Genomic DNA, 26,537 nt, shown 5'->3' with positions numbered 1-26,537 from the left:
AGTCCAATCAATTTCAACCTATTCTGATCTACTCAGGGGCATACCGGGGACAGCAAGCGGCTCAACAGAACAAAACCTGCTTATCCGTAGATTGAGCATTCAAATCTCTCCAAGTACGCCAGTAAAGCTGAAAATAAGTACTGAAAAATATGTTTTGGTATCGCGCGGATATAACCGTTTATTGGTTTATTTGAAGTTATACTTTATTATTAAAGCTAATATATTAAATGGTTATATCTTCTTTGTTGGCTGATTTTCGTTTGCAAGCGTTCAGCAAAATCCATTAAATACCAAGCGATTGGTCAAATCGCTAAACCGAAGATTTTGAACCAGTCAACAAAAAATTTGAGCCCGCGCGGGATCACCAATAAAGGCTGTTCTGGAAATTGGATGGCCAATGTCTGATTATTGCCTGTGACGCCAGACTGGCGCCGTCAGATTTGCTCCCCCGCAGTACCTTTCGATTAACCACACGCATTTGAGGAAGGCCGGTCACTATTTGCATTAGATATAAGTTTTTTAACATAACCAGGTGGCGGCAAGCCTGAAGGTGGTAATCAACGAACTCGCCGACAGCTACACCAGTAGGCGTGTTGGAGTGAAGTTCATCAAAAACTATGGTGCCTTGGGGCAACTGACCATGCAGATCGACAACGGCGCGCCTGTTGACCTCTTCATATCGGTTGTCCGTGGACGTCGCCATGCTGGCCTGCGAAGGTCTGCTTCCAGTTGAGCCGTAGCCAGCACACGAGGCTGAAGTTGGAGTTTGTTCGTAGGAGGCGAGCCGATCGTTGCGATGATTTCGCGTTGGATCGAGGAGAACAAACCGGAGGCGTAGGAACGTCATGTGGTGATATGTGTTATGGGAGGGAGCTTGGGTGGGAGAAGCCTTTGAGGCTTCTCCCACTATTTGAAACGTTGGTCAAATAGGCCCACTGTTGGTGGCGGGCTTATGCACGGGGCGTGATTCCCACAGGCGCCAGCGTGCCGAGCCCGGCGTTAACCCCATCAAGAGCTAAAAGGCAGCGAATTGCTGTTCAACCGCCTTGGCATTAGCGGCTAGTCCCTGACTGACGTTCTTAGACATGTCATCGGGATAGACTTCATCGCAGTCGTCCATGAGTCCCGCAACGACTTCCTCGGCTACCTTTGTCGGGGCGGCCTTTGGTATCTCTAACCCCTCAGTTAATCGTGTTGCGACTGGGCCTGGGTATATTCCTACGACCCTTGTTCCCTGCCCGGCTAGAGTGCCACGCATCCCCTGCGTAATGGAGTGTAAAGCAGCTTTCGATGCACAGTATGTGCCATTCGACGGCATACTAACCATGGCCAAGATAGAGATAACATTGACGATGCAGCCCCCACTATTTGCTTTCAGGACCGGGGCGAATGCGGTGCACATCGACAAGGTGCCGAAAACGTTGACATCGAATTCCATTCGTGCGGAAATCGGAGCGTCCAGAAGAGAACTCCCAAGATTAATGCCAGCGTTGTTGACGAGTATCGTTACGTCAGGGCATGCCTGAGCTGCAGTATTAACACTCGAAGGATTGGCAATATCAATTACGACTGGCGTGACCCGCTGGTCGCTGAACAAGCCGGGGAGTGTTCCCGTTTTTTTGGTGGCAGCGTAAATTTTTTTAACCCCAGCGGTGAGGAAGGCCGACACCAGCGCGCTACCAATTCCACCATTTGCTCCTGTTACAAGCACTACTTGATCTCGCAGTTCCATGTTGCTGCTCCTTTTAGCGGTTGAAATTTCCTTGCACCTTTGCAAGAAGTCCGAGGAGGGTCTGCCTCTCCTCGAAAGAGAGACCGTTGCTGGCATCCTCATTCATCTGTGTTGCCACCGGTACGATTTGGTCACGTAGACGACGGCCTTCTTCTGTCAGGAAGATCAGGAAGCCTCGACGATCACCAGGATTCCCATCCCGCCGTACCAGACCTTTTTCAACTAAGCGGTCCAAAATACGCCCAGTCGTAGGTTGATCCTTGAATGTGGTTTCTGCCACCTGCTTTTGAGGCAGCCCATCTTGTTCGGCTAGCCTGGTGAGGACTGACCATTGCACTGGAGTCAAGTAAAATGGCTTGAGGCGACGGGCCATCTCCAACTGGAGTGTCAATGCCGTCCTATAAACGGTGAATCCAACAGATGTTTCGAGGGAAAAGTCCATGAATCGCTCCTTTGATTGTTGTAATTATAATAAGCTTGACAACTAAATGTCAATAGCAAATCTCTTGACACTACATTGGTCGGACCAGCTTTTTCAACTTCCGGTAAGTGGCAGCAACATCAGTAGAAGGCGCCATTGCCAACACGTCAACAGGCAGGCATGAAAGTACACAAATTGCTGATATTGTTTATTTTATTTACATTACTCAGCTTGTATATTATGTTGAAACTACCTTTCGCCTGTAGCTTCATCCTGGATTATTCCAGCAGGTATCTCCCCATCGGGAGAGTCGTTCTCGGCAGCAACTGGGCCAGGGATCTCATTTGCGAAGTAAACAAGGGATAACTGTATCCTCATTTCACTAACGGCCAATTTGGGCACCCCCCCCCACCTTCTGCTTTCAGCCACTAACTAATCCTATCCAATTCTGTCGTGGGTGAAGTCTCCATACTGCAAGCTGTCGGCCCAAACAGGGCTGCCGCTTATCTACCGGCTCGCCCTGGAGAAGCATGAGGCGGGCGCCAGGTACCATGCGGTGACCGAGGAAGGCGTACGGATGCGGGATATTGCCGAAGCCATCGGCCGGGGCTTGAAGGTCCCCGTAAAACCCATCTCGCCGGAAGAAGCGCAAACCCATTTCGGTTGGCTGGGCATGTTCGCGGGCCACGATCTTCAGGCCTCAAGCGCGCTGACGCGGGAAAGGCTGGGGTGGGCCCCTAGCGAGCCGGGGTTGATTGCCGATCTTGAGCGGATGGATTATTTCGATACTTAGAGACTGATAGAGACTAGAAAGAGCGGAAAGGTACAAACAAGGGGGACTGCTTACCAGCGGTCCCACCTTTACAAACCTCCTGATCTTTTATCTTCACTATACCAGGTTATTATTTACTAATTTAGTAGTTTTAAAGATTTGACTAGTCACTTTATAGTTGCTTTTGACACAAAAAATGCATTCTGTCTGATGCATGCGCCTTTCGTTGGTATTTTGGTGAGACCGGGTGATTAAAAACCACCTTGAGGAGTTTCTGCGCCAGTTCAAAAGCGCCCTCGCCAGCCGGCAACTTTTCGAATGGGCCAAGGAAACGCCTCCGGAAGTTCTGACCGATATTCAGCGCGCGGCTCGCTTCCTATATATTTAAAAACTCTCGTTCGGTGGCAAGGTCACGGGGCAAACCTTCGGCACATCGCCCAGCTCGCCACCAAAGTTTAACTATCTGCGCCTGGAGGATGATCTTAGCCAAGCTCATCTGCGTCTGTCACGGGCCCGGATAGAACATCTTGACTGGCACACGTGCATTACTAAATGAGACCGGGATTACACCCTCCATTTTCCCGATCCACCTTACTGGCAGACGGAAGGCTACGGCGTACCGTTCCCCCTGGATGAATATGTCAAAATAGCGGAGGCTATGCGGAATATGAAAGGTCGTTCGATTCTCACCATCAACGACCATCCGGATATGCGAAAGGTTTTCAAGGAATTCAAGATGCAGACGGTCGAAATTGCCTACACGATAGGTGGTGGTGGTAAGAGTAAAAAAAGTCGTGAATTGATCTTTGAAAACAGGTAAAAAAGAGGGGCTTTAAATGGGATTTAAACCGCCCCTTTGAAGCCCCCTTTTGTAAAGTACATTACTGCCAAAGCGGTCGCAAACAACTGCCAAAGCAAAAAACGCGCTACATAAAGCCCGAAAAAAACTATCCCCGTTACTGGCCTATGGGGACAGTTACGGGGATAGTCGGGACCAAATTCAGATAACTTACTGAATCGTATAAGAAAAATTGGAGCGGGAAACGGGATTCGAAGACCCGACAACATCAACTACTTACAAAGACCATGCCAAATACAATAAATATATTAGCTAGTTGCCATTCCCATCGATGTGTCAAAAGTCCATTTAAGTTCAAACCGATTCAGATAAATTCACATACCATAGGGACGGTTTGGAAACAGCTTTTTCGAGCAAAAATTGGCTCCCCAGCCAGGACAAAACTGGATACTGCCAAAATTTATTTTTATGTAACGGCATGGCATTAGGCTGTCGATACTTTACAAGGATTAACTACATTATTAAAGCATCCAGGCCCGATTTTCGTATGTTCTCCACATTCCATAAAGAGCATCTTCAAAGTGTTTTGCAAAACGAGGAGCATCGAAGAGCGGAGATGCCAGGACCTGCTGGCGCAGTTTGTTCCGTAATGTTGCTAACCTATTCAGATCCCGCGTATGCTCTACTGCCTTAGCGACGTAGTCATCAACATTATTCGCAATCCAGTCAGTTAATCCAGCATTATGAGTAATACTTTCACCCACATGTGAAATATAACGATTGCCCCGAAGTGTAATAATCGGCACTCCCATCCATAGGCCCTCAACGGTCGTGGTTGTCCCGTTATAGGGAAAAGGGTCCAGTGCAATGTCGACACTCTGATACATTGCAAGAGACTCAGCACGTGTGACAGTTGTCCCTCTAAGAATAAGCCTTTCAGATCCGATACCTTGAGCGGCAAAATGCTGCTTTATTTTTTTGCATACTGCCGGTTCGTTTAATTGTTTTGTTTTGAGAAAAAGATGAGAATTAGGTACCGCATGGAGTACTCGTGCCCACAAGGCGACCACATTGTCATTAATTTTAGACAAATTATTGAAACTGCCGAATGTGATAAAACCTGATGAAAGAGCTGGTAGCACCCCAACTTCTAATTTATAATTGGGAGGTGTTAAACAGAGATAACTTTCTGGCAACTGCCATAGCTTCTCAGAAAAATATACTTTATCTTCTTCAGGTGTGACATAAGGATCCCCCAGAATATAATCAATTTCTTGAACACCGGTCGTATTAGAATAGCCCAGCCAAGTTGCCTGAACAGGCGCAGGTTTCCAAGCAAATACCGGCAAACGGTTATAAGCGGTATGTCCGGAGAGATCCAGCAATACATGAACACCATCAGAGTGGATCAAACTAGCAGCAGCTTTGTCATTCAAACCGAACAAGGGCTCCCAAATTGAAAATAATGGCTTAATACGAGTAGTTAGCTCATCTACTTTAGGACAAGTAGAGTAGGCTATTAATTCAATACGGGATAAATCAATCTGTGCCAGCACACGCTCAAGAAAGTAGCCAACGGGATGATTACGAAGGTCCCCCGACACCAACCCTACTCTCAAGCGTTCAGGTTTTGGCAAACACTGCCAGCTAGAAAATCGTTGACATGCCTTTTTTGCTACCATCAGTCCATATCGAAGAGCCTCCTCAAGACAAACTGAATGACGATAGCTGTCAGCATAGTTTAAATTAAATAGCAGGTTACTGTACGCATAAAAATAATCTGGCTTGACATTGAGAGCCATGCGATAACTGACTTCGGCCTCATCTAGTCGGCCTAGATCCTTGAAAATGTTTCCCAGGTTATTATGTGCTTCAACTAAATCCGGCTTGATCTCCAGTGCTCGGCGAAAGATGGCTTCGGCCTCGTCTAATCTGCCCACATCTTGGAGAGTGCTTCCCAAGTTATTATGTGCCTCAGCTAAGTCTGGCTTGATCTCCAACGCCCGGCGTAAGACGGCTTCGGCCTCGTCTAGCCGGCCTAGATTTCTGAGTGTACCTCCCAAGTTATTATGTGCCTCAGCTGAGTCTGGCTTGATCTCCAATGCCCGGCGTAAGACGGCTTCAGCTTCGTCTAGCCGGCCTAGATCTCTGAGAACATTACCAAGGTTATTGTACGCTTCACAATAATCTGGCTTAAGCACCAAGGACTGACGACAGGCCTGCTCCGCTTCCACCAAATGGCCGTTTATTCTAAGAGCAATTCCAAGATTGGAATACGCTTCGTAATAATTTGGGTTTAGGGATACCGATTTTTGATAATCCTTCTCCGCATCCTGCCAACGCCCCAGAGCCATTAATACATTGCCATGGTTGCAGTATGCCATAGCAAAGTTGGAATCAAGCAATATTGCCTTAAGATAAACTTGTTCCGCTGCCTCAAAATGTTCAAAATCCATGAGAACATTGCCATAATTGTTATGAACCTCAGCGTTGCCTGGCATAAGCATAAGCGCTTGGTGAAACGCTTGTTCTGCCTCTTTCAATCTTTTGGTGAGACGCAGAACATTGCCTAGATTATTGTACGCTACACCGTAGTCAGTCTTGAGTGTCAGAGCCTGTCTGTAAGCTTGTTCAGCCTCATCAAAACGACCAAGGCTCAATAACGTATTTCCGTGGTTTTTATGCAGTTCCGCAGAATCGGGATAACGTGTCAGAATTTTCTGGTAAAGCGCTTCAGCCTCGATAAAACGCCCTGCCCTGTGAAATTGGAGTGCTATTTCCGGTGATTCATTTGTTACGTTATTATTTTTGGGCATTCTTCTCATATCGTCAGTATCACTTAGCAATGCAGTCTTCTCCAAAAATTAGGGCGTTGGCAACTGTACCCGCTACGGTAACACGGGTGCCTACAAATACATCCCTTCTATATCACATGAAACTCTACAAATAAATCAGAGATTAACGGTGCCCGTGGCCGTCCCGGTGGCGTGCGGAGGCCGGGCGGGACCGGAGCAAGCAACCGGGCGACTTTAGGCCCGAAGGCGAGCGTATGCGAACCGATAAGCTGAGCGATAGCGAGGCAACGAGGGCATTTGCTTTAATCAATTATTCCTCCACTCTCGCGTATTATGTTAGAATTTTTAGTTTAATACCAAATCCTGGAGGCCCCATGCTTGCAGCCGTTAAAGAGTGGGCTAAAAATCAGACCTACATCGTCGCTATTCTATCCCCCCAAATTATAACCACAGTTCGGGATTTCCATATAGATTTTCAGCATATAAAATCCAGACGTTTTGGTAACCACCTGTTCGCGCCACAACATTTTCGGACATGGTTCACATTATATCGTTCACACAGAAAGGGAAATAAACTACCCCGCCGCAAGCAGTGGGGTAGTTTATTTGTCAGCGATATATTTAACCTCGTTGCTGCAATCGACCAGGATTGCGACACCAATCTTCTGGAAGCCCTACCAAAAGAACCCGACGCCCTAGCAAGCGCATTGCAGCCGGATAGAAACCTCTGGCGGCAACTACTCAACCCGGACAAAAAAAAGTGATTTTCGTGTCCGGTCCCTCTGCCTGAATCCGTGTGACCCTGGAGAAAATTTATTTCTCTGGGAGAGCACATGAAAAAAACAACCATCACAAACGATCACACCAAAGTTAATTCCCCCGTCGGCTCGGCAGGGTTTTCCCCCTCTGGGGGAATCCCTGGCGGGACGGCGGAACCTTCTTCCGGCATGGCGTCACCTGTAACACGCCATGCGCTAAACCCACCTGCTGATAATTACGAGTTACTGAACTGTGGTATTGATTCTCTTGATCTTGGTTTGTTCGTTACCTGGAATGACCAATGGAGTAAAACCCGCGAGTTACTGGAAACAGGAAAACAGCTTGCCCAAGAGGGTAAACTCCTTCCCGAAACCACCGACCTGGCCCGTCAGTATCAGCACCTTCCCAGCGGCAAGCCTCCCAACTACCGCTATGGGATCAGGTTTCTGGAGTATCTGGCCTTTATTGCCAAGTCGGACAGTTACCGCACGTCCCCCAACGTCTATATTTCCTTGACGTCCTCGGTACTCTGGCACGAAAGCTTTTCTACCATCCTGGAATTGCTGACTTTCGACCTGGAACACTTCGGCGGCACCATTGACCGTATCCAGCCCAGCCGCTGCGATCTGGCCGTAGACTTCCGCCTGACCCCGCCACCGAATTTTCAATTCCTGGAACAGTACACTGTATCCCGCAGCCGTAAAGTCAGTACACACATCAACAGCGGCATCCTGGAAACCTACTATTGCGGATCACCCGCCGCCCCAGTGCGGCTTCGCATCTACGACAAAGGCAAAGAGATACAGATTAGCAATAAACACTGGTTCCTCGATCTCTGGCATACCGACGACCCGGCCAACATCTGGCGCGTCGAATACCAATTACGCCGCCCTTTTCTGCATCAATACCGGATCAACACCCTGGAAGACCTCTGGGAGAAGATCGGGGGCATGTGGGCCTATTTGACAGGGGAGTGGTTCTCCCTGCGCCTGCCTGACAATGACAAGGCTGAAAGGCGCACCATTCACCTCTGGTGGTGGGCTGCCGTTCAGGAGAGTGGGAACATCTTGGGAGTAAATAACGGCGAGCGCAGACGTTTTGACAGTGACAACCCACAACAGATTGACAAGATACTGCCCCATGTCTTTTCCCGAATGATAACCATTGCCGCCCTGTCAGGCATCAAGGACCGCAAGGCCTCCATCAGCAAATTGTTGGAACTGCTGGACAAGTATGGCAGCGAAACAACCTTCCGGGAAAAGCTGAATGAGAAACTGCTCAAGCTTGGCTATCGGGGCACGTTAGGAGGGGCTGACGATGACGACCTGCCCTTCTGAAACGGAACCCCTGACCGCGGAACAGTTCGCGCAGCGCCTCCAGGTGTCCAGAACTACCGTGTTTGAATGGTTAAAAAACGGTGATCTCCGGGAAGGAGTCCATTATTTCCGTATTGGTCGCGTCCTCCGTTTCCGTTGGCAAGAGGGGTCTTTTCTTCAACAACCAGCCCAAACTAAAAGCCGGGAATGAAGCGACTGTTTCACCACCACCGAAACAAAGACCACGGGACACAAAGCGGCTTCACGCCCCTTGCTGCCCTCTGGTCAATCTTGACTATTGATAATGCCATGTAATGCCGTTATCCTCCCTTTGAACTTTTGGCACACCGAAGGGAGGGTAACGGATGGAGAGATAAACAATGAAAGCAAAGAAAGGGACGCTGGCCCCGGAAGAACCGGCAAAAGAGATCGGCAGCGTCAAACGGCGCAAGGATTCGAAAAAACTCTATGTGGACTTCTATTACTTCGGCCATCGGATCATTCGTTCAACCGAGTTGAATGATACCCCGGCCAATGGACAGAAAGTCCGGGACTTCCTTAAACGGAGCATGGAGAAAATAGAAGCGGGGACGTTTAAGTTTGCCGAAGAGTTCCCAGGGGCAACAAGTAAAGAGAAGGCATTCTTCGCTAATCTGGAAGGTCGGGAGTATCGACCGGAACCGCATAACGTCAAATTCGGGGAGTATGTCAAGGAATGGCTGAAAACCACCTTCCCCTCCTTCGGATCACCGACCAAGCGGCGGGACTACAAGGAAGCCATCAAAACCCGGATACTGCCCCATTTCAGGAATATGACCTTTCACCAGATCACCGGCCAGGAGTTATTCAGATTCACCGAGTCGCTGAAATGTTCACGGGGGAGCAACAAGGGCAAGCCCCTGTCCCGTGCGAGAAAGATCAATCTCCTGATACCCTTCCGCGCCATCTGGAATGACGCCTGTGATCATCACCGCTGGGTTATCAAAAGTCCCTTTGACAACCTGCACAAGAAGCTGCCCAAGACTGTGAAGAAAGAGCACACCGTTATCAGGTTTAACGATTGGCTCCTGTTCCTTGACAACCTGGAAGAGCATTACCGCCCCATTGCGGAATTGATGATCCTGACCGGGATGATCCCTTCGGAGATGGCCGGGCTGAGGAAAGAGGATATCACGGGCGATTATATCAACCTCAATCGTTCTTATGTCCTGGGTGAAGAGAAACAGACAATGAAGACGGCTTTCAGAAAGCGGCAAATCTTCATCACCAAGGCTATCAGGAGCCGCCTGGACGTTCTCCAAGCTCGCACCCCCTCCCCTTACCTGGTTACAACACCACGGGGAACGAGACTGAACAGCACCGACTTTGCCAAGGTCTGGAAAAAGGCTGTCACGCTGTCAGGCATACCGGAAGTCACGTCCTACTCTGCGCGGCACTCCTTCGCCGCCTGGAGTCTCACAATCGGTATTAACCCGTTGCGTCTGGTCAGTCTCATGGGTCATGCTTCAAAGCAGATGGTATTCGAGGTCTACGGGAATTATGTGGAGGGACTAGAAGAGGATGCGGAACAAATCTTCGAATACTTCGGCCAGGATTTCATCACACCCCAGAAAACGAAAAACCCGGCACTTTTTAGTCACAGTACCGGGCACAGTTTCGGAGTTACAGCCATAACCTACTGAAACAATTTCGTTTAAATGGAGCGGGAAACGGGATTCGAAGCCACTTTCAATTGGCTTTAATATTTTATCTCAAATTTTAAAAAGCGTATCAAGTCAAGATTTTACATTATAATATCATAAAGTTATCTAGCTTTTCTATCCGGCTATTTTATTATCCAAGGTCGTTGAAGGTCGCCAACCTACAGCTTCACAGTGAAATTACAGTGAGACTCGAATATTAAATGTAGCTCGGCGAGTCTTACCTAAAGAAAGGTCGTCACATAACTGTTTCAACATCGAAAAAAGCCAATCTGTTAACATGGTATCCCCTTCAAACTTATATCGATGCTTGTTTCAATGAGCTTGCCACGTTCAACCCATGGAAAATCGTGGTGGGTTAACCGAGGTGGTTAGTCATCTCGGCCTATATGGCACGTTCAAGCAGGCGCTTGGTCAATTCCCTCAATAGGCCGTTCCCGCCTATCAGGTCCTCAGTTTTTTTGTAATCCGTTATCAACTGATCAAGCAGGTCTTCGGTGATGGCCACGCTATTCCTCCTCTGGGGTCTCGAACTTCTAATTCCCGGTGGCCATTTACACAATTTTTTTACGCCTTCGTTTCGCCTCTATTACCAGACTTACCCATCTTTCTTTGAGTTGAGTTCAATCATATCCTTACCATCAGCAGCCTTCCTAAAATTGCTGATGGCCTTACCAAAAGAGCTGCCTAGCTCCGGTAGTTTTCCAACTCCGAATATCAGCATCACAATCGCTCCAATAATAAGCAATTCTGGAATGCCAAAACCGAACATATATTTGATCTCCTTTCTCTTCCGACTCCAAGTCTGATTTCCAATGCATTGCGCAAACCGGGCAGAGTGTGGCTGCTTATTCGACCAAGGGCAACAACAGCTAGAGATACTGAATTTACACAGCATTCTTGTTTTAAGTATTCGCACTACTTGGAGCGTTGTCGAAATATCTGGCAAGACTCCAAATCATTACGGCACAAGGCTATTACCATGGGAATATTCCTGGAATCCATGCAGTAGCATTCCCCAAAAGGATTCTTCGCAAAATGGCACCCGTACAGAGTCGGATTTTTTGTCGGTTGGCGATCCTTGATTGCGCGCTGTATGGTTTCTCTAGCAAGCCAGAAACTCCTCGAAGGCCCGGTCATGTATATGGATGTGTTCTATCCAGAGCAAGCGGATATAGGTCAGTTCGTCGGGCATGACCTCCTGGCCTTTGCTGAAACGATGGTACAACTCACCAGTGTTGATGCAGATGAACTGGTGATGAAGACGGTGCTGAATAGCTTGAGGGAAGCCCACCATCTCCATGCAGCTGTTCTCCGAGCCGATGTGGTTCGTCATGACGTCCAGCAGACGATCCAGTTCAGCGGTTAGGTTGCGGCCCGGTTCCCTGTGGACCAGTTCAATCATGACATCCAACTGGTCGATGATGCTCCGGTAGCGGCTGTCGCAGGTCAACTTTCTTTCGCTAGGCGGCAGCATGTTTGGCACAGTTATGCTGTATTGCCCGTAAGTGTGCAGTTCCATAATCAATGTCCTTTTGCCTGGTACCCCGCCAACAGGTTGCCCCATTGTTCCTACCTGATACTTAGAGATGTAAGATGTTGGCAATGCGGCGACAGATCGCCTCCATAGATGGTCGATGCAAATATGACCAATAAAACATATAAAAATACTAATAGACGGAGACAGGTTATATCTTGGCAATAGTAAGAAATTTCTCCAGCGTCTTCTCAAAATAATTCGAATCAGTAATTCTGATATCAACCGCATTGTTGATGCACGTACTGGCGCATCGACCACAGCCGCGGCAGCGTTCCGAATGATGTGCTCGCCCATTTTTTACGGTAATTGCACGCATGCGGCAGGTTCCAGTACAACGGCCGCAGGCCTGACAACGTTCGGTAACCTTGATCTCAAGGCCCTCCAAAAGGGGATAGATAGGTTCAAGCAGTTCTTGCGGCGTCGGACGGTAGTAATTCATGAAGCAACAACAGTCGCAACAAAAACAAACGCCAAGCAAGGTGTGATGATCAGGAAGAAGAAAGGCATAGTTATCCACACGAAACCGCCCGATCATCGGCATGAGGCCATCCGCAAGCCCGCGTTCCACATGGGCTAATGCCTCTTCAGCCGTTACACGGCGGCTGAATTGCGGCACCACATCCAAGCCACTAGCTCCAAGAAAAAGGCAACCGATGTCATGGTTATGTTTTTTGCAATCGCGGCCATGGCGGCAAAGACATTTATCCAGAATATGATGATATTTCGCACGTTTGATAAGCTCGGTCGCTATAGCCGGCGGCAGGGGGACCGAATCCGCCTGGATGTCCACATTCATGGGCAGGTTGGTAAAATAGTTATTGCTGGGCTTCGTTAACGGGTGCAGACGCCCCAACAGCGGGATACGGGAAACAGCGGCGAAAAGCTTCAGCCCGTCGAGGACGCGGGCCAGAACGATTCTACGAGTGAACACCGCATTCAAAACCCTGTGTTTGAGCTTTATGGTGCGCCGCATATCTAATTCATTCTTCATGTCTCAGTCCTCTCCAATCGATCTGGTCGCAAGAACAGGCCCGCCGGCCGTTCAGAACAGCTGGGCGGGCCGTATCAGCAGGCGTCAGGGGACTTTCATATCGAACTTAGGTGAATGGCACTGGTTGCACATGAGAATCGAAGGCCCATGGTTTTTGTGGCAGCCGGTGCAGCGAGCTTCACCAATATGTGATTTGTGAGGGTTTGTAACGGCGGCTTTGATATTTTCGAGCTTGGCCGTTTTTTGGGCAAGCTCGGCATAACTGCCGTGACATCCCAAGCAGATGCTATCGTCAGGTCGAGTGTATGATGTACCTGTTGTATGGCACGACGAGCATGCGACCCCATACCCCTTGTGTTTATTGACCTTAGGCGCGCTTTCTGCATATGCAGCGGACATCGACAGCCCCATGACCAACAGCAGCGGCAGAATGCGTTTCATCAGGGACATTGTAGTAATAGTTATCAAGTGCTTCATGTGAGTTTTCTCCTCGTGTTTTGTTCTTCCTGGCGGCCATAAGAATGGTAACCCGGAATCAAGCGCGGTTTACACTTGTGGCACAGAACATCTCATTGCTAGGATGCGGGAACTGTTTAGGTAACGACGTAACGCCACCTTTCGAGGCCTGCCTCACCAGCGCCAGCAAACTACCCCTTGATCTCCTGGGCGGCAAATTTACCGGCCAAGCGCCCTCCCGGGACTGCAAACGCAATACTTGCACCTCCAGCAGCGTTTTCTCCGGCGACGAACAACCCGGGGATAGGGTTCCACTCCTTGTCGAGAACATGGAATTGCTCATCGACGACAAGACCACCCCATGTATTAAAACAACTCCCACCCTTCTGGGCGACACCATAAAAAGGTGCCGTGCGGATGGGATGCATATAGATGGCTTCCTTGAAGAAATCCTTGTCCTCCTTGGCGTCGCAGAGGCTGTTATAACGATCAACTGTCTTAACCAACTGAACTGGGTCCAGCCCAAGCATCCTGGCCAGCTCAGGAATTGAATTTGCCTTCTTGATGACCCCTTCAGCGAGGTATTTCTCGAATTGCTCTTCGAACCAGGGGCAGGGATATTCACAAAAGGTCGGATGAAATTTTTTGATGATGTCTTCTTTGCTGATGCAGTTGGCATCAAAGAGGGTGAATGATTCCTGATTAGGCTGTGCTATGGTCTGGGCAGCCTGGTAGCTGTAATAGTAGCCCTTGTAAATACTTTCACTGAAAAATCTCTTGGCCTTTTTATTGACGGTAAGTGACTTCTGGCGAACCAATTGGTTCGGAGCGCTGTACACCGTAGTCGCGCCATGCTCACGCAGGGCGCCGCCGTCCCAAATTTCGATCTCGTCCATGCCATGCATATCAGCGCCCAACGCCTGAGCCATTCTGATACCGTCGCCGGTTGCTCCTGGCATGCCCCAATAGCGGACAGCTTCCGCCCGGCGAGGCGCGCAGTACTTCTTGATCATGTCCTTGTTGGCACCAAAGCCGCCCGTTGCCAAGATGACAGCCTTCGCCTTCAGAAATACCTTTTTGCCGTCAATATTACGTGCAGCAATACCGATTACCTGCCTCCCTGCCTTGACAAGGCCAACGGCAGGATGCTCTTTCAGGATTTTCACGCCAAGCTTATTGGCCGTTTTTTCCAGCCCCTCCGTAAAACCGCGACCGTTGTGCGGATCCCACCGGTACCAATCCTCTTCGGGATGTTCAGGATCAATTGGGCAGTGGCACGCGCCCGCTATGGGCAACCCCCCAACGGCTTTCTCCGAAAACAGTACACCACGTTCTTCAAGCCAATTGATCGTATCGCCTTGGACCTCCATGATCTGGCGAACGAGAGTAGGGTTGCGGCCTGCCGTTGGATTAGGACAATAAAGATTGTTGTATTGGTCAAGGGTGGTGGGCTCTGCACCGGTAATACGGGAACTCACTGGCATTGGTGGGATCCCGAGCTTTTTCTGTAGGCGACTGCCCACATTGCCTTCATACACCATGGCGATAGACGTATCGCCGCCACAGAAGGCGTTCTTTTCGATGAGGATTACCTTGGCACCATTTTCGGTCGCGGAAACGGCTGCCGCCAGGCCAGCTCCTCCACCACCGACGACAACAACATCGGCTTCGTAATCCCATTTTGCCGGAGCCGACAACGGCTGAAGTGGTTCGGTATTCGGGTGAGTTTCAGCATGGGCACCTTTCGTGTGCTTGCGGTCGCCAGCTACGGCAGTGGTTACTCCCAAGCTGGCAATCGCCGTAGCCCCTACCCCTATTGCAGAAGTTTTAAGAAAATCGCGCCTCGAAAACGTACTTTTAGCATCAGAATCATGTTCCATTATAAGTCCCCTTTTTCGGCTTGTTGGTAAAGTCTTCTTACGTGCCCATCACTCACCCGGCACACTTGAAACACTGATGTACGTTACGGCGGACTTCGTTCCAACCACATGGCCCCTCCTTGCAAGCTACAGCGTTAGTGCTGCTTCTCCGCAACCGAGCTACCACCCCACTGCATCAAACACAATCAATGCAGTTATCACGCACAAACACAAATGTTACAAATGATATTTATTTTACATTTGTAATTTAAATAAAATACGTATATTACATATTTCTGATTTAATCAATAGTTTTTTGGAATTTACAGATGTTTTAAAATTATTGAATTACTTACAAAAATGAGATGGGATAAGACTGGAAAGACAAATATTGCCAGAGCGGAAATCAAATGGGGAGGACACGAACTACGAAAGAAATTTTATAAAGCAGACAGAGCAACATCGACACATCGAAGAAGGGCAGTTAAAGCTTTCAAACAAGAGGCGGGCGGCAGCTACAAACAAAGGCCCCCAATGGAATGCCTGATCCAGTCGTAGCCGCATTGACTGATCACTGTTTTCCAAAAAGATGAGAAGAATTTTGCTCAGCGTTCGGCAACCAGTTTTCTAAGCCACCCGTACCAAGCCGGGTTTTCGCCTTTCACCGAATGCTCGATAAACTCAAGGTGCGGGTTGACCTGCCGAGCGTAGTCCTTGAGCTTTTCCAAACTGAAATCAAGGTGCGGCAGCAGATCGGTCTTGGTGATGACGCACACGTCGGATGTGGCAAACATATTGGGGTATTTCAACGGTTTGTCTTCGCCTTCGGTAACGCTAATGATCACTACCCGCTTCGACTCGCCTAGGTCGAACATGGCGGGGCAGACAAGGTTCCCGACATTTTCGATCATCAGCACCCCGTTGTCCCCTACCCCCAGCTTCAGGAGCGCCTGGTGTATCATGTCGGCATCCAGATGGCAGCCGTTGCCCGTGTTGATCTGCACCACGGGGACGCCGGTCTTCTCGATTCTCAGGGCGTCATTCAGGGTCTGCTGGTCGCCTTCGATCACATTGAAATCCATCTCGTTTTTCAAGTCGTTGATCGTTTTTTCCAGCAGACTGGTTTTCCCGGAACCAGGAGAACTGACCAGGTTCAAGGCCAAGATCTTCTTGGCGGACAGATAGCCCCGGTTCCGTTCAGCCAGGAGGTTGTTCTTCAGCAAAACGTCTTCTTCCACCAGGATTTTCCGCTCACGACTCGGACCGTGTTCATGAACATGGTCATGATCGTGGTGGTGGTCATGGGGATGTGCGTAGCTGTGATTGTGACCATGCCCCCCGGTGGTTATCTCGCCGATCATCTGTATGATTACTGCCGCAGCACCTGATTCACATCCGCAATCCTGGCACATGGTCCTCCCCCTTGTCGTTCCGTAAATTCACTTTGCATCAAATGACACTGATCGATTTGAGCTGAAATTGTCGCCCCTGGATAATCTGGGGATGGGGAGCGGCGCAGCCTGGGCAGATTTCATGAAGCTTGACCACGTCAAATTCCCTGCCGCAGGCGTTGCACCGCCCCCTACCCCGCACCCGTTCGATCACGATCTCCGCATCCGCAAGCATGGTGCCTTTGATGGCCGTATCAAAAGAGAACACCAGAGATTCGTACATGACCCCGGACAGATCGCCTAGGACAATCTCGACCTTCGTTATCTTGCGGGCATGCATCTTCCGGGCATGTTCCGCCGCCATGTCGATGATTCTGAACACCAAGCCCATTTCATGCATCGGTCGTAACCTCGTTGCCTGTTTTTATGCCTCCGGCGACAGCCGCCTACCTTCCTGCCGCAGCCTTCTTGATGATTTGGTTGGCGGTGTATATGCCCGATATGGCCGCCGGTTCCATGCCGAGACCGTTGTGGTCACCGGCCATGTACAGATTGTCTCCCAGATCCTGGTCAAGAACAATGGCCGGGTGGGTATAGAGTGCCTCGGGCCATTCCTTGACATGCAAAACGGAATGCTCATCAAAATACTTGTTGAGGTTAAGTCGAGCGTTGGAAAAGACTTCATATTCGCCCTTGCCGTTTTGCCGCTTAGCCACAAAAATGATCGGAATTGTATCGGCAAAGCAGTGCAGATCGTTATGGCGGTATTTCTCCTTAATTGTCCCCTTGACCAGATAAGCAAACAATGTGGATGCAGAACGGATCTTCGGAAGCTTAATCAAGGTTTTGGTCACGCCGGCCGGGGTGGCAAGCACGAGGTTCCTGGCGGTATAGGTAACACCTTTGGCTGTCGTAACCTTGTACTGGCCGCTCTCCTTGTCCACCTTGACGACCGAGTCCAGTTCCACGCTGCCAAGCCGCCGTTGCATAGCGTTCTCGTCAAAAGCAAACTGACAGATCGGCATAACCAACCCCTGGGCACAGTTGCAAAAGTCAAGGGCTGTCAATGTGTGCACCTTGGCGCCGGTACAGCCGTAGACAAATTGGGATACCAGTTCGGAGCAGGCCCTGCCGATTTTCAATTCGTTGATGAGTTGCTGGGCGCTCTTGAAGAAAAGTTGCTCCATGAAGGGGTCTTTTTTCAAGGCATCCTTGACCTGCATGGTTTCGCAGTTTTTTTTGTATACCTCATAGTGCTTAATGAACTGCTTCATGAACCGCTTGAACTTGATCAGCTGGGGAAGATTTTTCAGCATCCTGAAGCTGAAAGCCGGGTAATAGTCTGTTTCGCTCAGGTGAAGCATGATCTGCTTGATCGACTTGATGAGCACCGGACCGGAAGTCAATATCTTCCGCACGTTATGATAATTTTCGAAATAGAATACTGCGCCGAAGTTCATCTTGAACTCTTCTTTGTAATACGTCCTCCCACCCAACCTGTCGCTAATAAGGAGAAACGGCTTTCCGGCCTCTTTCAGTTTCAGGGCGCAGAACATCCCGGCCATACCGCCGCCGACAATTATTGTTTCATGATGTTGTTCCATAATGTGTCCTTTCATCGTGTTGATTCATATCAAAAATAAGGAGCGTGTATTTCTTCGATTGCCTATAATTTGAGATCGAGCCCTTCAAAGTAGTCTTTGACATCCTTTTTCAACATCTGTTTTTGCCGCAAACAAAGAGCCTTTTGCTGGCATGCATTAATGCAGAGACCACACCCGGAACATTTGGAATCAACTACGACTTTTGCCGTTCCCAGAGCGAGATCGCCCGTTGGGCAGGCCTTGATGCAAGCACCGCAAAGATTGCAAGTATCCGTTACTGTTGCTTTCCAGCCTACCGACTGGTTCAGAGCAGTTCTCCCTGATTTTCGATCAAAGGTAAAAGCGGCACAACAACATGGGCAGCAAAAACAAATTTCCAAAAAGCTTTGCATGTCTTCATCTTTTACTCCCCAAACATATTCTTCCGCTTCAACCCAGTAGGCTTTACCAGCCAATCCTAATGACGCTGCTTTGTCGATATGGGCATAACATTCTTCCACCGTTGCTTCGTGTGCAATACCATTATCCACCACGGCCTTTGCGCCTTTGCCGATAAAGAGGCACCCCAAATCGACTGGATAGCTATGGCATTTAAATGTTTCCCGGCACATACAAGTATTAATGATTGCTCTGGTAGAGGCTTCCCTGACGACTTTTTTCATTAACTCAACAGGCAAGGCAGATTGCTCAATTTTATTGGAAAGATCTACATTCAGAGGCAGACAATAGCCGGCTGTATGATGCCTGTCTGCCATGTACGCGATATTCAATATTGCATCGCCAAGAATTGGAATCTTTGTATAAGGTGCAACAAACAGAACCGTTTTGAAAAACATCCTTCCAAAATTTTGCGCTTCCGCGTTTTTTGCTGTCCTTCGTTTGATCCAATTATTGATACCCCAAAAAGCTTTTCTTGGTTTATACGGTTCCTTATTCATACAGTCTCCAGAGTAAGATGCTGAAGTTGATATTACGCCTCATTTTTTGCTATTTACGATGCGTTTGAAATAGTGGCAGTTTATAGATTGGCTCTTCTGATCTGCCTTTGCATGCAAATCTAAAAAATGGGAGATGGTTTGTCGTTCATCTCCCGATTGCATTAAGGAGCCTGTCTGCTTCTTTATACGCAACTTAGTTGAGCGGATACGTTCCCTCTGCCAGGCGTTTCACTCTTCTCAGCATTTCTATATCCATAACATCGGAAGGGAGCGCAAAGGCGTGCTTGAAGATGGATATGGCAAGCGGGTTCCCCTTCGCCTTTGCCACGCAACGGACGACAACGCGGGTTTTTTGGCCGTTTTCCAGCGGAAACAGGTTAAAATCCCAGTTCCACGAGACAAAGTTTCCTTTCTGAAGGGAAAAGAGCGGAGTCCAGAGCATCTCCCACTTACCCGGCGGGAGGGGGTGATTCGGTTCCAGGCCGTTGGTGATCATAAGGATGTTTCTGTTCGGTGTTACGGAGTGGATCCGCATTCCCATGCCGCTTTTGTGGAAGGTGCAGAAGTCACCCGCTTTCAGGTTCTGCCATTCAGGCTTGATGGTGTAAGTGTTGTGGATACCGAAACCGAGTGAGGCCTCCAGCCAATCGAAGCTGTAGAAACCGGCTTTATCCTGTCCCGCCTGAAGAAAATAGGGGAAGACCTTCTCGGCCGGGGCGTCGATGGTGGTAGCCACGGTCATCTGCCAGAAAGGCTCACCCGGGGCCAGATTGTCGCCCGGTAGAGCCATGGTGATCTCATTAGGGGTTGCCCCCCAGACGTCAAGACGCGGCAGGATGACAAAATCGCACAGACAGAAGCCAACAACCATTACAACAGCGCAGATTGCCAGAAATTTCTTAAAACCAAATCGCCTGATAAAACCACAACACTCTTTTTTTGATTCTTCTTGTTTTCTCTCGCCAACAGACATTTACCTAGCTCCTTTTTATTTTCAAATTTGAATTTCGGGTTATCACTTGTTTCAAACTGCCAAACGAAATCGGCTCACTATCGTTTTCATCTCTAAGGATTCTCGAGCAAGCTGTATTGCCTCACTGGACGTGTCATCTGCCAACAACGCTGATTGTTGGGCAATTTCATTAACCTTGTTAATATTGTTTGAAACATCATTGGTGGTTGCCGATTGCTCCTCGGCGGCAGTTGCAATTTGGCTGATCTGCTCCGAAACTGCATATATATGTGCGATAATCTCTTTAAGTGCGCTTCCTGACCTCTGGGAGAGCTCAGTCCCCCTTGACACCTCACACACCCCGTCTTCCATTTCCTTGATAGCAACTTGTGTTTCATACTGCGTTGCCTTGATCATCTCGCCGATCTCGCGGGTCGCTTTCGATGTTCTTTCTGCCAATGCCCTGACCTCGTCGGCAACAACAGCGAAGCCTTTACCGTAGTCTCCAGCCCGGGCTGCTTCTATGGCGGCATTCAGCGCAAGGAGGTTAGTTTGATCGGCGATATCTTCAATAGTTCCAACAATATCGCCGATTTGTTCCGAACGTTTTCCCAATGCAGTGACAGTTTCTGCAATACTGGTTACCTTGCTGGCGATGATGGCCATGCCCTCAATTGTCTCGGCAACGACAGCGGCACCCGAGTTGGCAGACTCAACAGCTTTCTGAGTAGAACCGACTGCCTGCGTGCAGTTCAGCGCGATGTCGGCGCTGGTGGCTGACATTTCCTCACTGGCGGTAACGATACTGTAGGTTTGCGAAACAGACTCTTTGGCACCGGACGATATTTTTAAAGAAGTGGCCTGAAGTTGATCGGATGACGAAGCAACACCGACTGCCCCTTCCGAGACACTTTTAATGATGTTTCGAAGATCGTCTACCATATTAGAGAACATATTGGAGAGTATGACTATTTCATTCTTACCAACAGCCTTTGTAATAGTAAGGCCAAGATTACCGGCTGCAACCTCCTTTATCTTCCCCACCAAAGAGCCAATCTGAACTACAACTGAGCGAATCAGCGTAACCAGTAGCAAAACTCCTATTATACCCACAATAATAAGCGACATAATCGTTTTGTTTATCGCCTTTGCGTATAAATCAGTAATAGCGGCTGACTCTAATTTTTCTTTCTGCACATTGAGCTCATAGCCTTTCTGCAACAGATTTTCTGCCTGCTTGCCATAATCTGCCAAGCTGCCGTTGAGCAAGGCAAGTGCTTCATCAGCCCGCCCCTGCCCTGCCAAGGCAAGCAACTTTTTATGCTCCTCGCCATAATAGCTGATGATTTTTACGCATTCTTCCTGGAGAGTTCGTTCTTCCGGGTTAACGCTCAACTTCTGATAGGCGACGCTACTTTTCTGCAAGCTCTGAAGATTGGCGTCGGCCCTTTTCTTGAAATTGGCAACGGTATTGCTGTCCGTCGAGACTAAAGTGCCATATTCATTGTTCCGCAAATCAGCTAGCTGAAGATTGGCGGAGGTAAGAAAGCCTATTGCCGGAACACTATGGGCGCTGATCTCGGTTGACATCTCATTCATTTTTTTCATCTCGCTGCATATCATGAACATGATGCTAGAACATAGGAACAGGCAGATGAAATATACTGTGAGCAGCTGAGTGCCAATAGTAAGTTTTTTTTGCAGCGAGTTCAGCATAACCTGCATCTCCAAATGTCGATTTACTGTTTGAAAGAATTAGAGCCCCTGTGTAAGCAGAGGCTCCATGCATTATCAACCTAAAATTTCATCGTCACGGTTGTCTGTGCAAATGGCACGTTAAGTCGGTAAGACCCCTTTTGGATGTCATTATCAACCGTGCGGTTTGTGCAGTTCATATTACCAACGCTCATGTCAAAGGCCCATCTATCGTTGTGATATCCGAACCCAGCCGTAACAGTATGGCGGTCACTGTCGGGAAGATTAGGGCCGACTTTGGAATCGGCAATCGGGTTATTATCAAAAGCATAACCGGCGCGCAGATCCCAATTTTTATTGAGAGAATACTGGCCACCCAAGCGATAAGCCCATACATCCTTCCATGTACCCGTGGGACTGATATAGCTGCTGAACTCTGTGAACTGGGCGTCGAACTCAACTACCAGATCCTTCGTCGGCTTCACGGCGGCCCCAATGACCGTCATGGCCGGCAAGTTGACCGAAGTATTTACATGGCTCGAGGGCAGACCGGTCCATGAACTCCCGCTACTGAGGGCTGTTGTCGTCGCACTCAGATCACCAGACATGTCAATATGCATTTTGCCACGATAGGTTGCTCCAAATGACAGATAATCCAACGGTTCCCATTTCAAGCCGAGGTTATACCCCCAACCTCCTCCGGTAACTTCTGCACGCCCATACAGCGGTACACTTCCAGTTTGAGCTGCGGAATACAGCATCTCTTGAGAGGCGATAACGTAGGTGTAGTTAAATCCAGCCCCAAAGGAGAGGCCATAGTCTTTCAGCTTGTAGGCGATGTTTGGATTAATTGTTAGGGGCAGCATGTTGTTTTCTTTGGAGTATCGAGCCAGCGACGATGAGGGACTCCATGCTACCGAAAGAGGGTATGAAGCCGTAACACCTAGCCCTGTCGCCAAACCATTCCCAAAATTGTGCGCAAAGTAAAAATGAGGGGCAACAAGGATATTGTTGCGTGCTCCTGCGGAACCCTCCGCATAGGTCCCCGTATCAGGGTTTTTAACCTGCCCGCGAAATTCCCATTTATTCTGGTTGGCAAGAATCATCCCCAATGAAAACTGGTTGCCCTCCAGCGAGGCGAGTCCGGCGGGGTTGTAGTAGTTTGCGCTCGGGTCATTTGCTTGGGCGACAAACGCATCGGCCATCCCCGAGGCCTTCGCCCCCTGGTACGTAACAACAAACCCGCTAGATGCCAGGGATACGGAACACATGGCCAGCGACCCAACCAACGACAGCACGACAGCACGACAGTACATACTTGTTACCTCCCTTTTGTAATAAGCCCATCTGCAAGCGCCTTGCAAACCACTCCGAAACGACTAAACACTTGCTGGAGCGGAGCAGCAGTCAGGCTGCCGCAGCAGACTCTCTCCGTTTTTCACCACCCCGACTCGCACCACAAACTTCAATACACTTGTAATTTAAACATCATAAGTAATTTTTTTATCATTTGTAACTTATCTTACAAAAATTTATAATTCAAATTCGTCTAAAAATCAACAAAAAAACAACAGTCGCGTCACACAATGCACAAGATATGTATCACCTGTTGCATTTATCCTACCTTTGGGGTAATATTGTTTACACTTGGCCGATTTAAGCCGGATTCTCCGGGAAATTGAGCGGGAATACTGAAATTGTGGCGGGAACTTATATGGCTATTAAAAACAACAATGACAGGCGGGTACTACGATCCAGATCGCTTCTCTTCAAAGCCCTGTTGGCGCTCATGAAAGAAATGGACTACAAAAGTATCGGCGTAAAAGACCTGACTGATAAGGCAGATATCGCGCGACCAACGTTCTATCGAAATTATGAGTCAATTGACGATATTCTTATCGAAGAAATGGACCGCAGGTTTGATGAGTATTTCAGGATTATCAAGGTTGATGTGCTTGCAGGAAATTTTCTCAGTGCTTCCGAGAAATTATTCAAAATATGGAAGAAAAATAGGATTTTGTTCATGGCAATGCAAAAAGCAAATATAAATCACAAAATATTAGATCGATTTGATGAATACGCTTTGCGCATCAAAAAAATAGCGTCTGGGAATAGAGAGTTGTCGACAAAAAGCCTGTTTGCAATTCATTTTTTTGCAGGTGGGGCCTATATGGTCTTGAATAACTGGCTACAGAACAACATGGAGACGCCAACAGATGAGTTGTCAGAGCTATTGAAAGAGTCTTTTGAATTTTTGGCCGCTCAATGACAGATACAAAACACCAGATCAGCAAACTGCTAGCTGACAGCCCACATCCCCTACTGCAAGACGAAAGCAGTAGGGGATGTTTTTGAAAATAACGAGAACAAAACCGATCAACAGCGAAGAGCAGAGGTGGTCCCCCCTCGATCTACCAAAACACCGCCAAACATTGCATTGTTATGACCGATATACCGGCCCGGCTTACCGATGGCCTTAATCGCTGAGTGCAGCTATGACCATCGCCCTCTCCTGCTATCAATTAGTGAGGGTTCCTCGTGTTTTGTATGGGGCAATACACGTTCTTCGTCATATTGAGAGGGATGCAGATGAGCTGCTAGAAGGGATTTTAGCAATATTGGTCGTTCTTGCACAAATGCCTCCTACTCAATTCTTGGTGATGATACAACATCATTACGGGCCTTACGCCGCAGTCTTCAGACTGATCTCTTCCAGTAGCTGAACAATCTTCGTCGCCGCGTCATCCCCGATAACCCCGTCCAGCCCCTCTCGTGCAGGGCGGTAAAAGGCGGTTCACACAACAAGCCCGGCTCCATGGTACTGTTCTGGGTCAGTTAGCTGACGACCTGATCGATGAACCTGATCTGGGTGGCCGAAGTGCAAAAATTCGCCAAGGGCCTCGCTGGCCGCTTTCCGATCCAGCCAAACCAGACTGCGAATGAACGCTCCCAAGCTCTGCTGATGGCCGAAGACCTTCTCGAAGCGCTCCCGCCCCCCCACCTCTTCCGAGGCGAACAAAAGCCGCTCCAGCTCTTCCAGGTCTTACTTGGAGAGCTACCGGTTCATGCGCAACTTGTTGATGGTGATATGGTCGCTGTGATTGCGGATGAAGCGTTCCACCTTGCCGGTACTGACGTATTTCCTCAGCGCTGGCATAGCCCGGCACGCAGATCTCCGACTGTACAAGTTCAAAAATTTTCTCTACAAGACGGTGAATCGGCTGAGGGCGAGGGCTGCTCCAGAATAGCAGTAAGTAGTTAAGGTGTCTGTGGGGGAAGTATCCCTGACGTCACTCAGGCCATCAGATAACGTCACAGGGAATGGTGATTTCGACAATGAGCCCGCCATTTCCATTCACAGCATTGTAAGCCCTAACGCTGCCGCCATGAAGGTTTATTATCCGTTCCGTGATTGCCAACCCAAGGCCTGTACCTCCATTTCGACGGTCGCGCGAATCCTCCACACGATAAAAAGGCTTGAAAATTTTGAATAAATCGGCTTCAGAAACTCCATCCCCATGGTCTCGAACCTGTAATATCGCCTTTGACTCCGGCGGCAAACAGGTAATGGATACCTCGACATCTGTCCCCTCGTGCGTGAATCGTAACGCATTTCTGATGACATTTTCGATGGCGCTACGCAAATGATCTGGAATACCGGACACACTGCACGGTTCAGAAGCAACCATCCTTACGTGACATCCTCGACTTCTCGCCTCAAAATCCGCATCTTCCACCAACAAATTGACAAGGCTCGTCAGGTCAACGGGAACCGGTTGCATTTCAGTTATTCGGGACTCAAAGCGTGACAAGTCCAGAAGTTGGCCGATCAGCTCGTTAAGCCGATGGCATTCTCTCTCAATACGGCTGAGCTGTTTCTGCAATGGCTCCCCGGTCTTGTCATGGCAAAGATCAAGGGCAATGCTGAGGCGGGCGAGGGGGGATCTCAGTTCGTGGGAAATGTCTGCCAACAATTTCTTCTGGGAAGTAACAAGTTCATCAATCCGCTCAGCCATCTGGTCGAAATCCATGGCCAGGTCGGAGAGTTCGTCGTTTCGTTTACCAAGCGTGGGAAGAACACGAGACGATAGATCTCCATTGGCAAGGCGATGTGTTGCACTCCGGAGCTTCCGTATCGATGAGGTGAAGCTGTAGGAGAGGGCAAAGCAGAATAGAACTGAAAAAATGAAGACACTGATTACCTTCACGACAATAAATCTAGGGAGTTCGGAGAGTTGCTTGAAATATCCCTTTCTGTTCGTTTCCACAACAAAGATATAGGGGGTATTATTTTGGCCCACAATTCGACGGGCTATAAAGGTTACTTCACCCAAGGTAAGTGTATCGGTTCTTTCTATCCGGCTTGCTTTATCAACCAGTTTGGTTACCTGCTGCGGCACGCGACGACCTGTCAGCTCTGTTACCCCCTGAAAAAGCAATACCGTATCAGGTGCTTTATCCTCCCAGGGCCTGGCGAATTCAATCAGGGCATCCTTGCCGTTTTGCTCGTATATCTTTACTGCTGTCGCCCCGTGTAACGAAAGCGACTTTTCTGCCAAACGACGCCATTCGGAACCGTGCAAGCCACCAAGGTGCATTACGACAATAACCGCAACAGCACCTATAATCGTGATGATGCAGAGCCAGAACCAAAGGAATATTTTGATAAAAACCGTATTTCGCATGGGCTGCCTTGTTGTTATAGATTCAGCTTATTCAATCATGGGTGATCCGTATGCAGATACTTTTTGTAATAGATGTGGACAAGCTTGATGCATACGAATAGGAAAATAGCAGCAGAGAAAATGGCATCCCTA

28 protein-coding genes are annotated in these 26,537 nt (G+C 48.7%); 11 read left to right on the top strand and 17 right to left on the bottom strand.

What is annotated here, in order from left to right; all coding sequences use genetic code 11:
• Together ET418_RS18330 and ET418_RS18625 are read left to right on the top strand one after the other, a co-directional pair.
• A partial coding sequence (locus ET418_RS18330) for a hypothetical protein (protein ID WP_218043411.1) occupies positions 1-253 on the top strand: 253 nt, incomplete at its 5' end.
• 279 nt (positions 254-532) lie between these two features.
• A complete protein-coding gene (locus ET418_RS18625; RefSeq protein WP_338045093.1) occupies positions 533-733 on the top strand; it encodes a molybdate ABC transporter substrate-binding protein in 201 nt (66 codons plus the stop codon).
• Between the two features lie 282 nt (positions 734-1,015).
• Here ET418_RS18625 and ET418_RS16785 read toward each other — a convergent pair whose 3' ends face one another.
• Positions 1,016-1,732 carry an SDR family oxidoreductase gene (locus tag ET418_RS16785; RefSeq protein WP_149309577.1) on the bottom strand — a complete coding sequence of 239 codons (717 nt, stop codon included), beginning with the start codon at positions 1,730-1,732 and terminating at the stop codon, positions 1,016-1,018.
• Between the two features lie 13 nt (positions 1,733-1,745).
• Positions 1,746-2,174 carry a MarR family winged helix-turn-helix transcriptional regulator gene (locus ET418_RS16780; RefSeq protein WP_149309575.1) on the bottom strand — a complete coding sequence of 143 codons (429 nt, stop codon included), beginning with the start codon at positions 2,172-2,174 and terminating at the stop codon, positions 1,746-1,748.
• Between the two features lie 436 nt (positions 2,175-2,610).
• Here ET418_RS16780 and ET418_RS16775 point away from each other — a divergent pair, with 436 nt between their 5' ends.
• The gene (locus ET418_RS16775) at positions 2,611-2,946 is read left to right on the top strand and encodes a Rossmann-fold NAD(P)-binding domain-containing protein (RefSeq protein WP_218043410.1); all 336 of its coding nucleotides are present in this window, start codon (positions 2,611-2,613) and stop codon (positions 2,944-2,946) included.
• A 646-nt stretch (positions 2,947-3,592) separates the two neighbouring features.
• Positions 3,593-3,745 (top strand): hypothetical protein, encoded by a 153-nt coding sequence (locus tag ET418_RS18255; protein WP_188055653.1) that lies wholly within the window; start codon positions 3,593-3,595, stop codon positions 3,743-3,745.
• Positions 3,746-4,245: 500 nt separating this feature from the next.
• On the opposite strand, the gene ET418_RS16770 is transcribed toward ET418_RS18255, so the two are convergent.
• Positions 4,246-6,540 (bottom strand): tetratricopeptide repeat protein, encoded by a 2,295-nt coding sequence (locus tag ET418_RS16770; RefSeq protein WP_149309573.1) that lies wholly within the window; start codon positions 6,538-6,540, stop codon positions 4,246-4,248.
• 233 nt (positions 6,541-6,773) lie between these two features.
• Between ET418_RS16770 and ET418_RS16765 the strand changes: the two genes are divergently transcribed.
• The 4 genes from ET418_RS16765 to ET418_RS16750 all read left to right on the top strand — a co-directional run bounded on the left by ET418_RS16765 (position 6,774) and on the right by ET418_RS16750 (position 10,276).
• Positions 6,774-7,283 carry a hypothetical protein gene (locus tag ET418_RS16765; RefSeq protein WP_149309571.1) on the top strand — a complete coding sequence of 170 codons (510 nt, stop codon included), beginning with the start codon at positions 6,774-6,776 and terminating at the stop codon, positions 7,281-7,283.
• Positions 7,284-7,352: 69 nt separating this feature from the next.
• Positions 7,353-8,615, top strand: a complete 1,263-nt coding sequence (locus ET418_RS16760; RefSeq protein ID WP_246153136.1) for a replication initiation factor domain-containing protein — start codon at positions 7,353-7,355, stop codon at positions 8,613-8,615.
• A complete protein-coding gene (locus ET418_RS18685) occupies positions 8,596-8,805 on the top strand; it encodes a helix-turn-helix domain-containing protein (protein WP_149309570.1) in 210 nt (69 codons plus the stop codon). The genes ET418_RS16760 and ET418_RS18685 overlap by 20 nt, the downstream gene beginning before the upstream one ends.
• 169 nt (positions 8,806-8,974) lie before the next feature.
• Entirely contained in the window at positions 8,975-10,276 is a 1,302-nt protein-coding gene (locus ET418_RS16750) for an Arm DNA-binding domain-containing protein (protein ID WP_149309568.1), read from the top strand.
• A gap of 403 nt (positions 10,277-10,679) precedes the next feature.
• Here ET418_RS16750 and ET418_RS18590 read toward each other — a convergent pair whose 3' ends face one another.
• The 7 genes from ET418_RS18590 to hypB form a co-directional block, all read right to left on the bottom strand.
• Positions 10,680-10,802 (bottom strand): hypothetical protein, encoded by a 123-nt coding sequence (locus tag ET418_RS18590; protein ID WP_274596143.1) that lies wholly within the window; start codon positions 10,800-10,802, stop codon positions 10,680-10,682.
• A 90-nt stretch (positions 10,803-10,892) separates the two neighbouring features.
• A complete protein-coding gene (locus tag ET418_RS16745) occupies positions 10,893-11,066 on the bottom strand; it encodes a twin-arginine translocase TatA/TatE family subunit (protein ID WP_149309566.1) in 174 nt (57 codons plus the stop codon).
• Positions 11,067-11,399: 333 nt separating this feature from the next.
• A complete protein-coding gene (locus ET418_RS16740; protein WP_149309564.1) occupies positions 11,400-11,771 on the bottom strand; it encodes a hemerythrin domain-containing protein in 372 nt (123 codons plus the stop codon).
• A gap of 211 nt (positions 11,772-11,982) precedes the next feature.
• Positions 11,983-12,825, bottom strand: coding sequence for a DUF362 domain-containing protein (locus ET418_RS16735; RefSeq protein WP_149309562.1), 843 nt, complete (start codon positions 12,823-12,825; stop codon positions 11,983-11,985).
• 84 nt (positions 12,826-12,909) lie between these two features.
• A complete protein-coding gene (locus tag ET418_RS16730) occupies positions 12,910-13,302 on the bottom strand; it encodes a cytochrome c3 family protein (protein ID WP_218043409.1) in 393 nt (130 codons plus the stop codon).
• 170 nt (positions 13,303-13,472) lie between these two features.
• Complete coding sequence (locus ET418_RS16725) at positions 13,473-15,161, bottom strand: FAD-dependent oxidoreductase (protein WP_149309592.1); 1,689 nt, start codon at positions 15,159-15,161, stop codon at positions 13,473-13,475.
• A gap of 584 nt (positions 15,162-15,745) precedes the next feature.
• Positions 15,746-16,378, bottom strand: a complete 633-nt coding sequence (gene hypB / locus ET418_RS16720; RefSeq protein ID WP_246153135.1) for a hydrogenase nickel incorporation protein HypB — start codon at positions 16,376-16,378, stop codon at positions 15,746-15,748.
• Positions 16,379-16,405: 27 nt separating this feature from the next.
• Here hypB and ET418_RS18585 point away from each other — a divergent pair, with 27 nt between their 5' ends.
• Entirely contained in the window at positions 16,406-16,528 is a 123-nt protein-coding gene (locus ET418_RS18585; protein ID WP_274596140.1) for a hypothetical protein, read from the top strand.
• 61 nt (positions 16,529-16,589) lie between these two features.
• Here ET418_RS18585 and hypA read toward each other — a convergent pair whose 3' ends face one another.
• The 6 genes from hypA to ET418_RS16690 all read right to left on the bottom strand — a co-directional run bounded on the left by hypA (position 16,590) and on the right by ET418_RS16690 (position 22,991).
• Positions 16,590-16,931, bottom strand: coding sequence for a hydrogenase maturation nickel metallochaperone HypA (gene hypA / locus ET418_RS16715; RefSeq protein ID WP_149309558.1), 342 nt, complete (start codon positions 16,929-16,931; stop codon positions 16,590-16,592).
• Between the two features lie 46 nt (positions 16,932-16,977).
• Entirely contained in the window at positions 16,978-18,135 is a 1,158-nt protein-coding gene (locus ET418_RS16710; protein WP_188055651.1) for an FAD-dependent oxidoreductase, read from the bottom strand.
• Between the two features lie 62 nt (positions 18,136-18,197).
• Entirely contained in the window at positions 18,198-19,073 is an 876-nt protein-coding gene (locus tag ET418_RS16705) for a 4Fe-4S binding protein (RefSeq protein WP_149309555.1), read from the bottom strand.
• Between the two features lie 193 nt (positions 19,074-19,266).
• Positions 19,267-19,863 (bottom strand): hypothetical protein, encoded by a 597-nt coding sequence (locus ET418_RS16700; protein WP_149309553.1) that lies wholly within the window; start codon positions 19,861-19,863, stop codon positions 19,267-19,269.
• 234 nt (positions 19,864-20,097) lie between these two features.
• Positions 20,098-21,741, bottom strand: a complete 1,644-nt coding sequence (locus tag ET418_RS16695) for a methyl-accepting chemotaxis protein (RefSeq protein ID WP_188055649.1) — start codon at positions 21,739-21,741, stop codon at positions 20,098-20,100.
• Positions 21,742-21,821: 80 nt separating this feature from the next.
• The gene (locus tag ET418_RS16690; RefSeq protein ID WP_274596142.1) at positions 21,822-22,991 is read right to left on the bottom strand and encodes an OmpP1/FadL family transporter; all 1,170 of its coding nucleotides are present in this window, start codon (positions 22,989-22,991) and stop codon (positions 21,822-21,824) included.
• A gap of 443 nt (positions 22,992-23,434) precedes the next feature.
• Between ET418_RS16690 and ET418_RS16685 the strand changes: the two genes are divergently transcribed.
• Together ET418_RS16685 and ET418_RS16680 are read left to right on the top strand one after the other, a co-directional pair.
• On the top strand, positions 23,435-23,989 hold the full coding sequence (locus ET418_RS16685; RefSeq protein WP_149309546.1) for a TetR-like C-terminal domain-containing protein: 555 nt from the start codon (positions 23,435-23,437) through the stop codon (positions 23,987-23,989).
• A gap of 585 nt (positions 23,990-24,574) precedes the next feature.
• Positions 24,575-24,982, top strand: a complete 408-nt coding sequence (locus ET418_RS16680) for a hypothetical protein (RefSeq protein ID WP_149309544.1) — start codon at positions 24,575-24,577, stop codon at positions 24,980-24,982.
• A 40-nt stretch (positions 24,983-25,022) separates the two neighbouring features.
• Here ET418_RS16680 and ET418_RS16675 read toward each other — a convergent pair whose 3' ends face one another.
• A complete protein-coding gene (locus ET418_RS16675; protein WP_149309542.1) occupies positions 25,023-26,405 on the bottom strand; it encodes an ATP-binding protein in 1,383 nt (460 codons plus the stop codon).
• Positions 26,406-26,537: the final 132 nt, after the last annotated feature.

Origin of the sequence: Oryzomonas rubra (genome assembly GCF_008369015.1) — a bacterium.
Lineage (GTDB): Bacteria > Desulfobacterota > Desulfuromonadia > Geobacterales > Pseudopelobacteraceae > Oryzomonas > Oryzomonas japonica.
This window is presented reverse-complemented; position numbering and strand designations above follow the sequence as displayed.

Coding starts and splice junctions, on each gene's coding strand:
- ET418_RS16785 (WP_149309577.1), bottom strand. CDS start 1,732: ATGGAACTGCGAGATCAAGTAGTGCTTGTAACAGGAGCAAATGGTGGA.
- ET418_RS16780 (WP_149309575.1), bottom strand. CDS start 2,174: ATGGACTTTTCCCTCGAAACATCTGTTGGATTCACCGTTTATAGGACG.
- ET418_RS18255 (WP_188055653.1), top strand. CDS start 3,593: ATGAAAGGTCGTTCGATTCTCACCATCAACGACCATCCGGATATGCGA.
- ET418_RS16770 (WP_149309573.1), bottom strand. CDS start 6,540: ATGCCCAAAAATAATAACGTAACAAATGAATCACCGGAAATAGCACTC.
- ET418_RS16765 (WP_149309571.1), top strand. CDS start 6,774: ATGCGAACCGATAAGCTGAGCGATAGCGAGGCAACGAGGGCATTTGCT.
- ET418_RS16760 (WP_246153136.1), top strand. CDS start 7,353: ATGAAAAAAACAACCATCACAAACGATCACACCAAAGTTAATTCCCCC.
- ET418_RS18685 (WP_149309570.1), top strand. CDS start 8,596: ATGACGACCTGCCCTTCTGAAACGGAACCCCTGACCGCGGAACAGTTC.
- ET418_RS16750 (WP_149309568.1), top strand. CDS start 8,975: ATGAAAGCAAAGAAAGGGACGCTGGCCCCGGAAGAACCGGCAAAAGAG.
- ET418_RS16745 (WP_149309566.1), bottom strand. CDS start 11,066: ATGTTCGGTTTTGGCATTCCAGAATTGCTTATTATTGGAGCGATTGTG.
- ET418_RS16740 (WP_149309564.1), bottom strand. CDS start 11,771: ATGCTGCCGCCTAGCGAAAGAAAGTTGACCTGCGACAGCCGCTACCGG.
- ET418_RS16735 (WP_149309562.1), bottom strand. CDS start 12,825: ATGAAGAATGAATTAGATATGCGGCGCACCATAAAGCTCAAACACAGG.
- ET418_RS16730 (WP_218043409.1), bottom strand. CDS start 13,302: ATGAAGCACTTGATAACTATTACTACAATGTCCCTGATGAAACGCATT.
- ET418_RS16725 (WP_149309592.1), bottom strand. CDS start 15,161: ATGGAACATGATTCTGATGCTAAAAGTACGTTTTCGAGGCGCGATTTT.
- hypA (WP_149309558.1), bottom strand. CDS start 16,931: ATGCATGAAATGGGCTTGGTGTTCAGAATCATCGACATGGCGGCGGAA.
- ET418_RS16710 (WP_188055651.1), bottom strand. CDS start 18,135: ATGGAACAACATCATGAAACAATAATTGTCGGCGGCGGTATGGCCGGG.
- ET418_RS16705 (WP_149309555.1), bottom strand. CDS start 19,073: ATGAATAAGGAACCGTATAAACCAAGAAAAGCTTTTTGGGGTATCAAT.
- ET418_RS16700 (WP_149309553.1), bottom strand. CDS start 19,863: ATGGCTCTACCGGGCGACAATCTGGCCCCGGGTGAGCCTTTCTGGCAG.
- ET418_RS16695 (WP_188055649.1), bottom strand. CDS start 21,741: ATGCTGAACTCGCTGCAAAAAAAACTTACTATTGGCACTCAGCTGCTC.
- ET418_RS16690 (WP_274596142.1), bottom strand. CDS start 22,991: ATGTGTTCCGTATCCCTGGCATCTAGCGGGTTTGTTGTTACGTACCAG.
- ET418_RS16685 (WP_149309546.1), top strand. CDS start 23,435: ATGGCTATTAAAAACAACAATGACAGGCGGGTACTACGATCCAGATCG.
- ET418_RS16680 (WP_149309544.1), top strand. CDS start 24,575: ATGAACCTGATCTGGGTGGCCGAAGTGCAAAAATTCGCCAAGGGCCTC.
- ET418_RS16675 (WP_149309542.1), bottom strand. CDS start 26,405: ATGCGAAATACGGTTTTTATCAAAATATTCCTTTGGTTCTGGCTCTGC.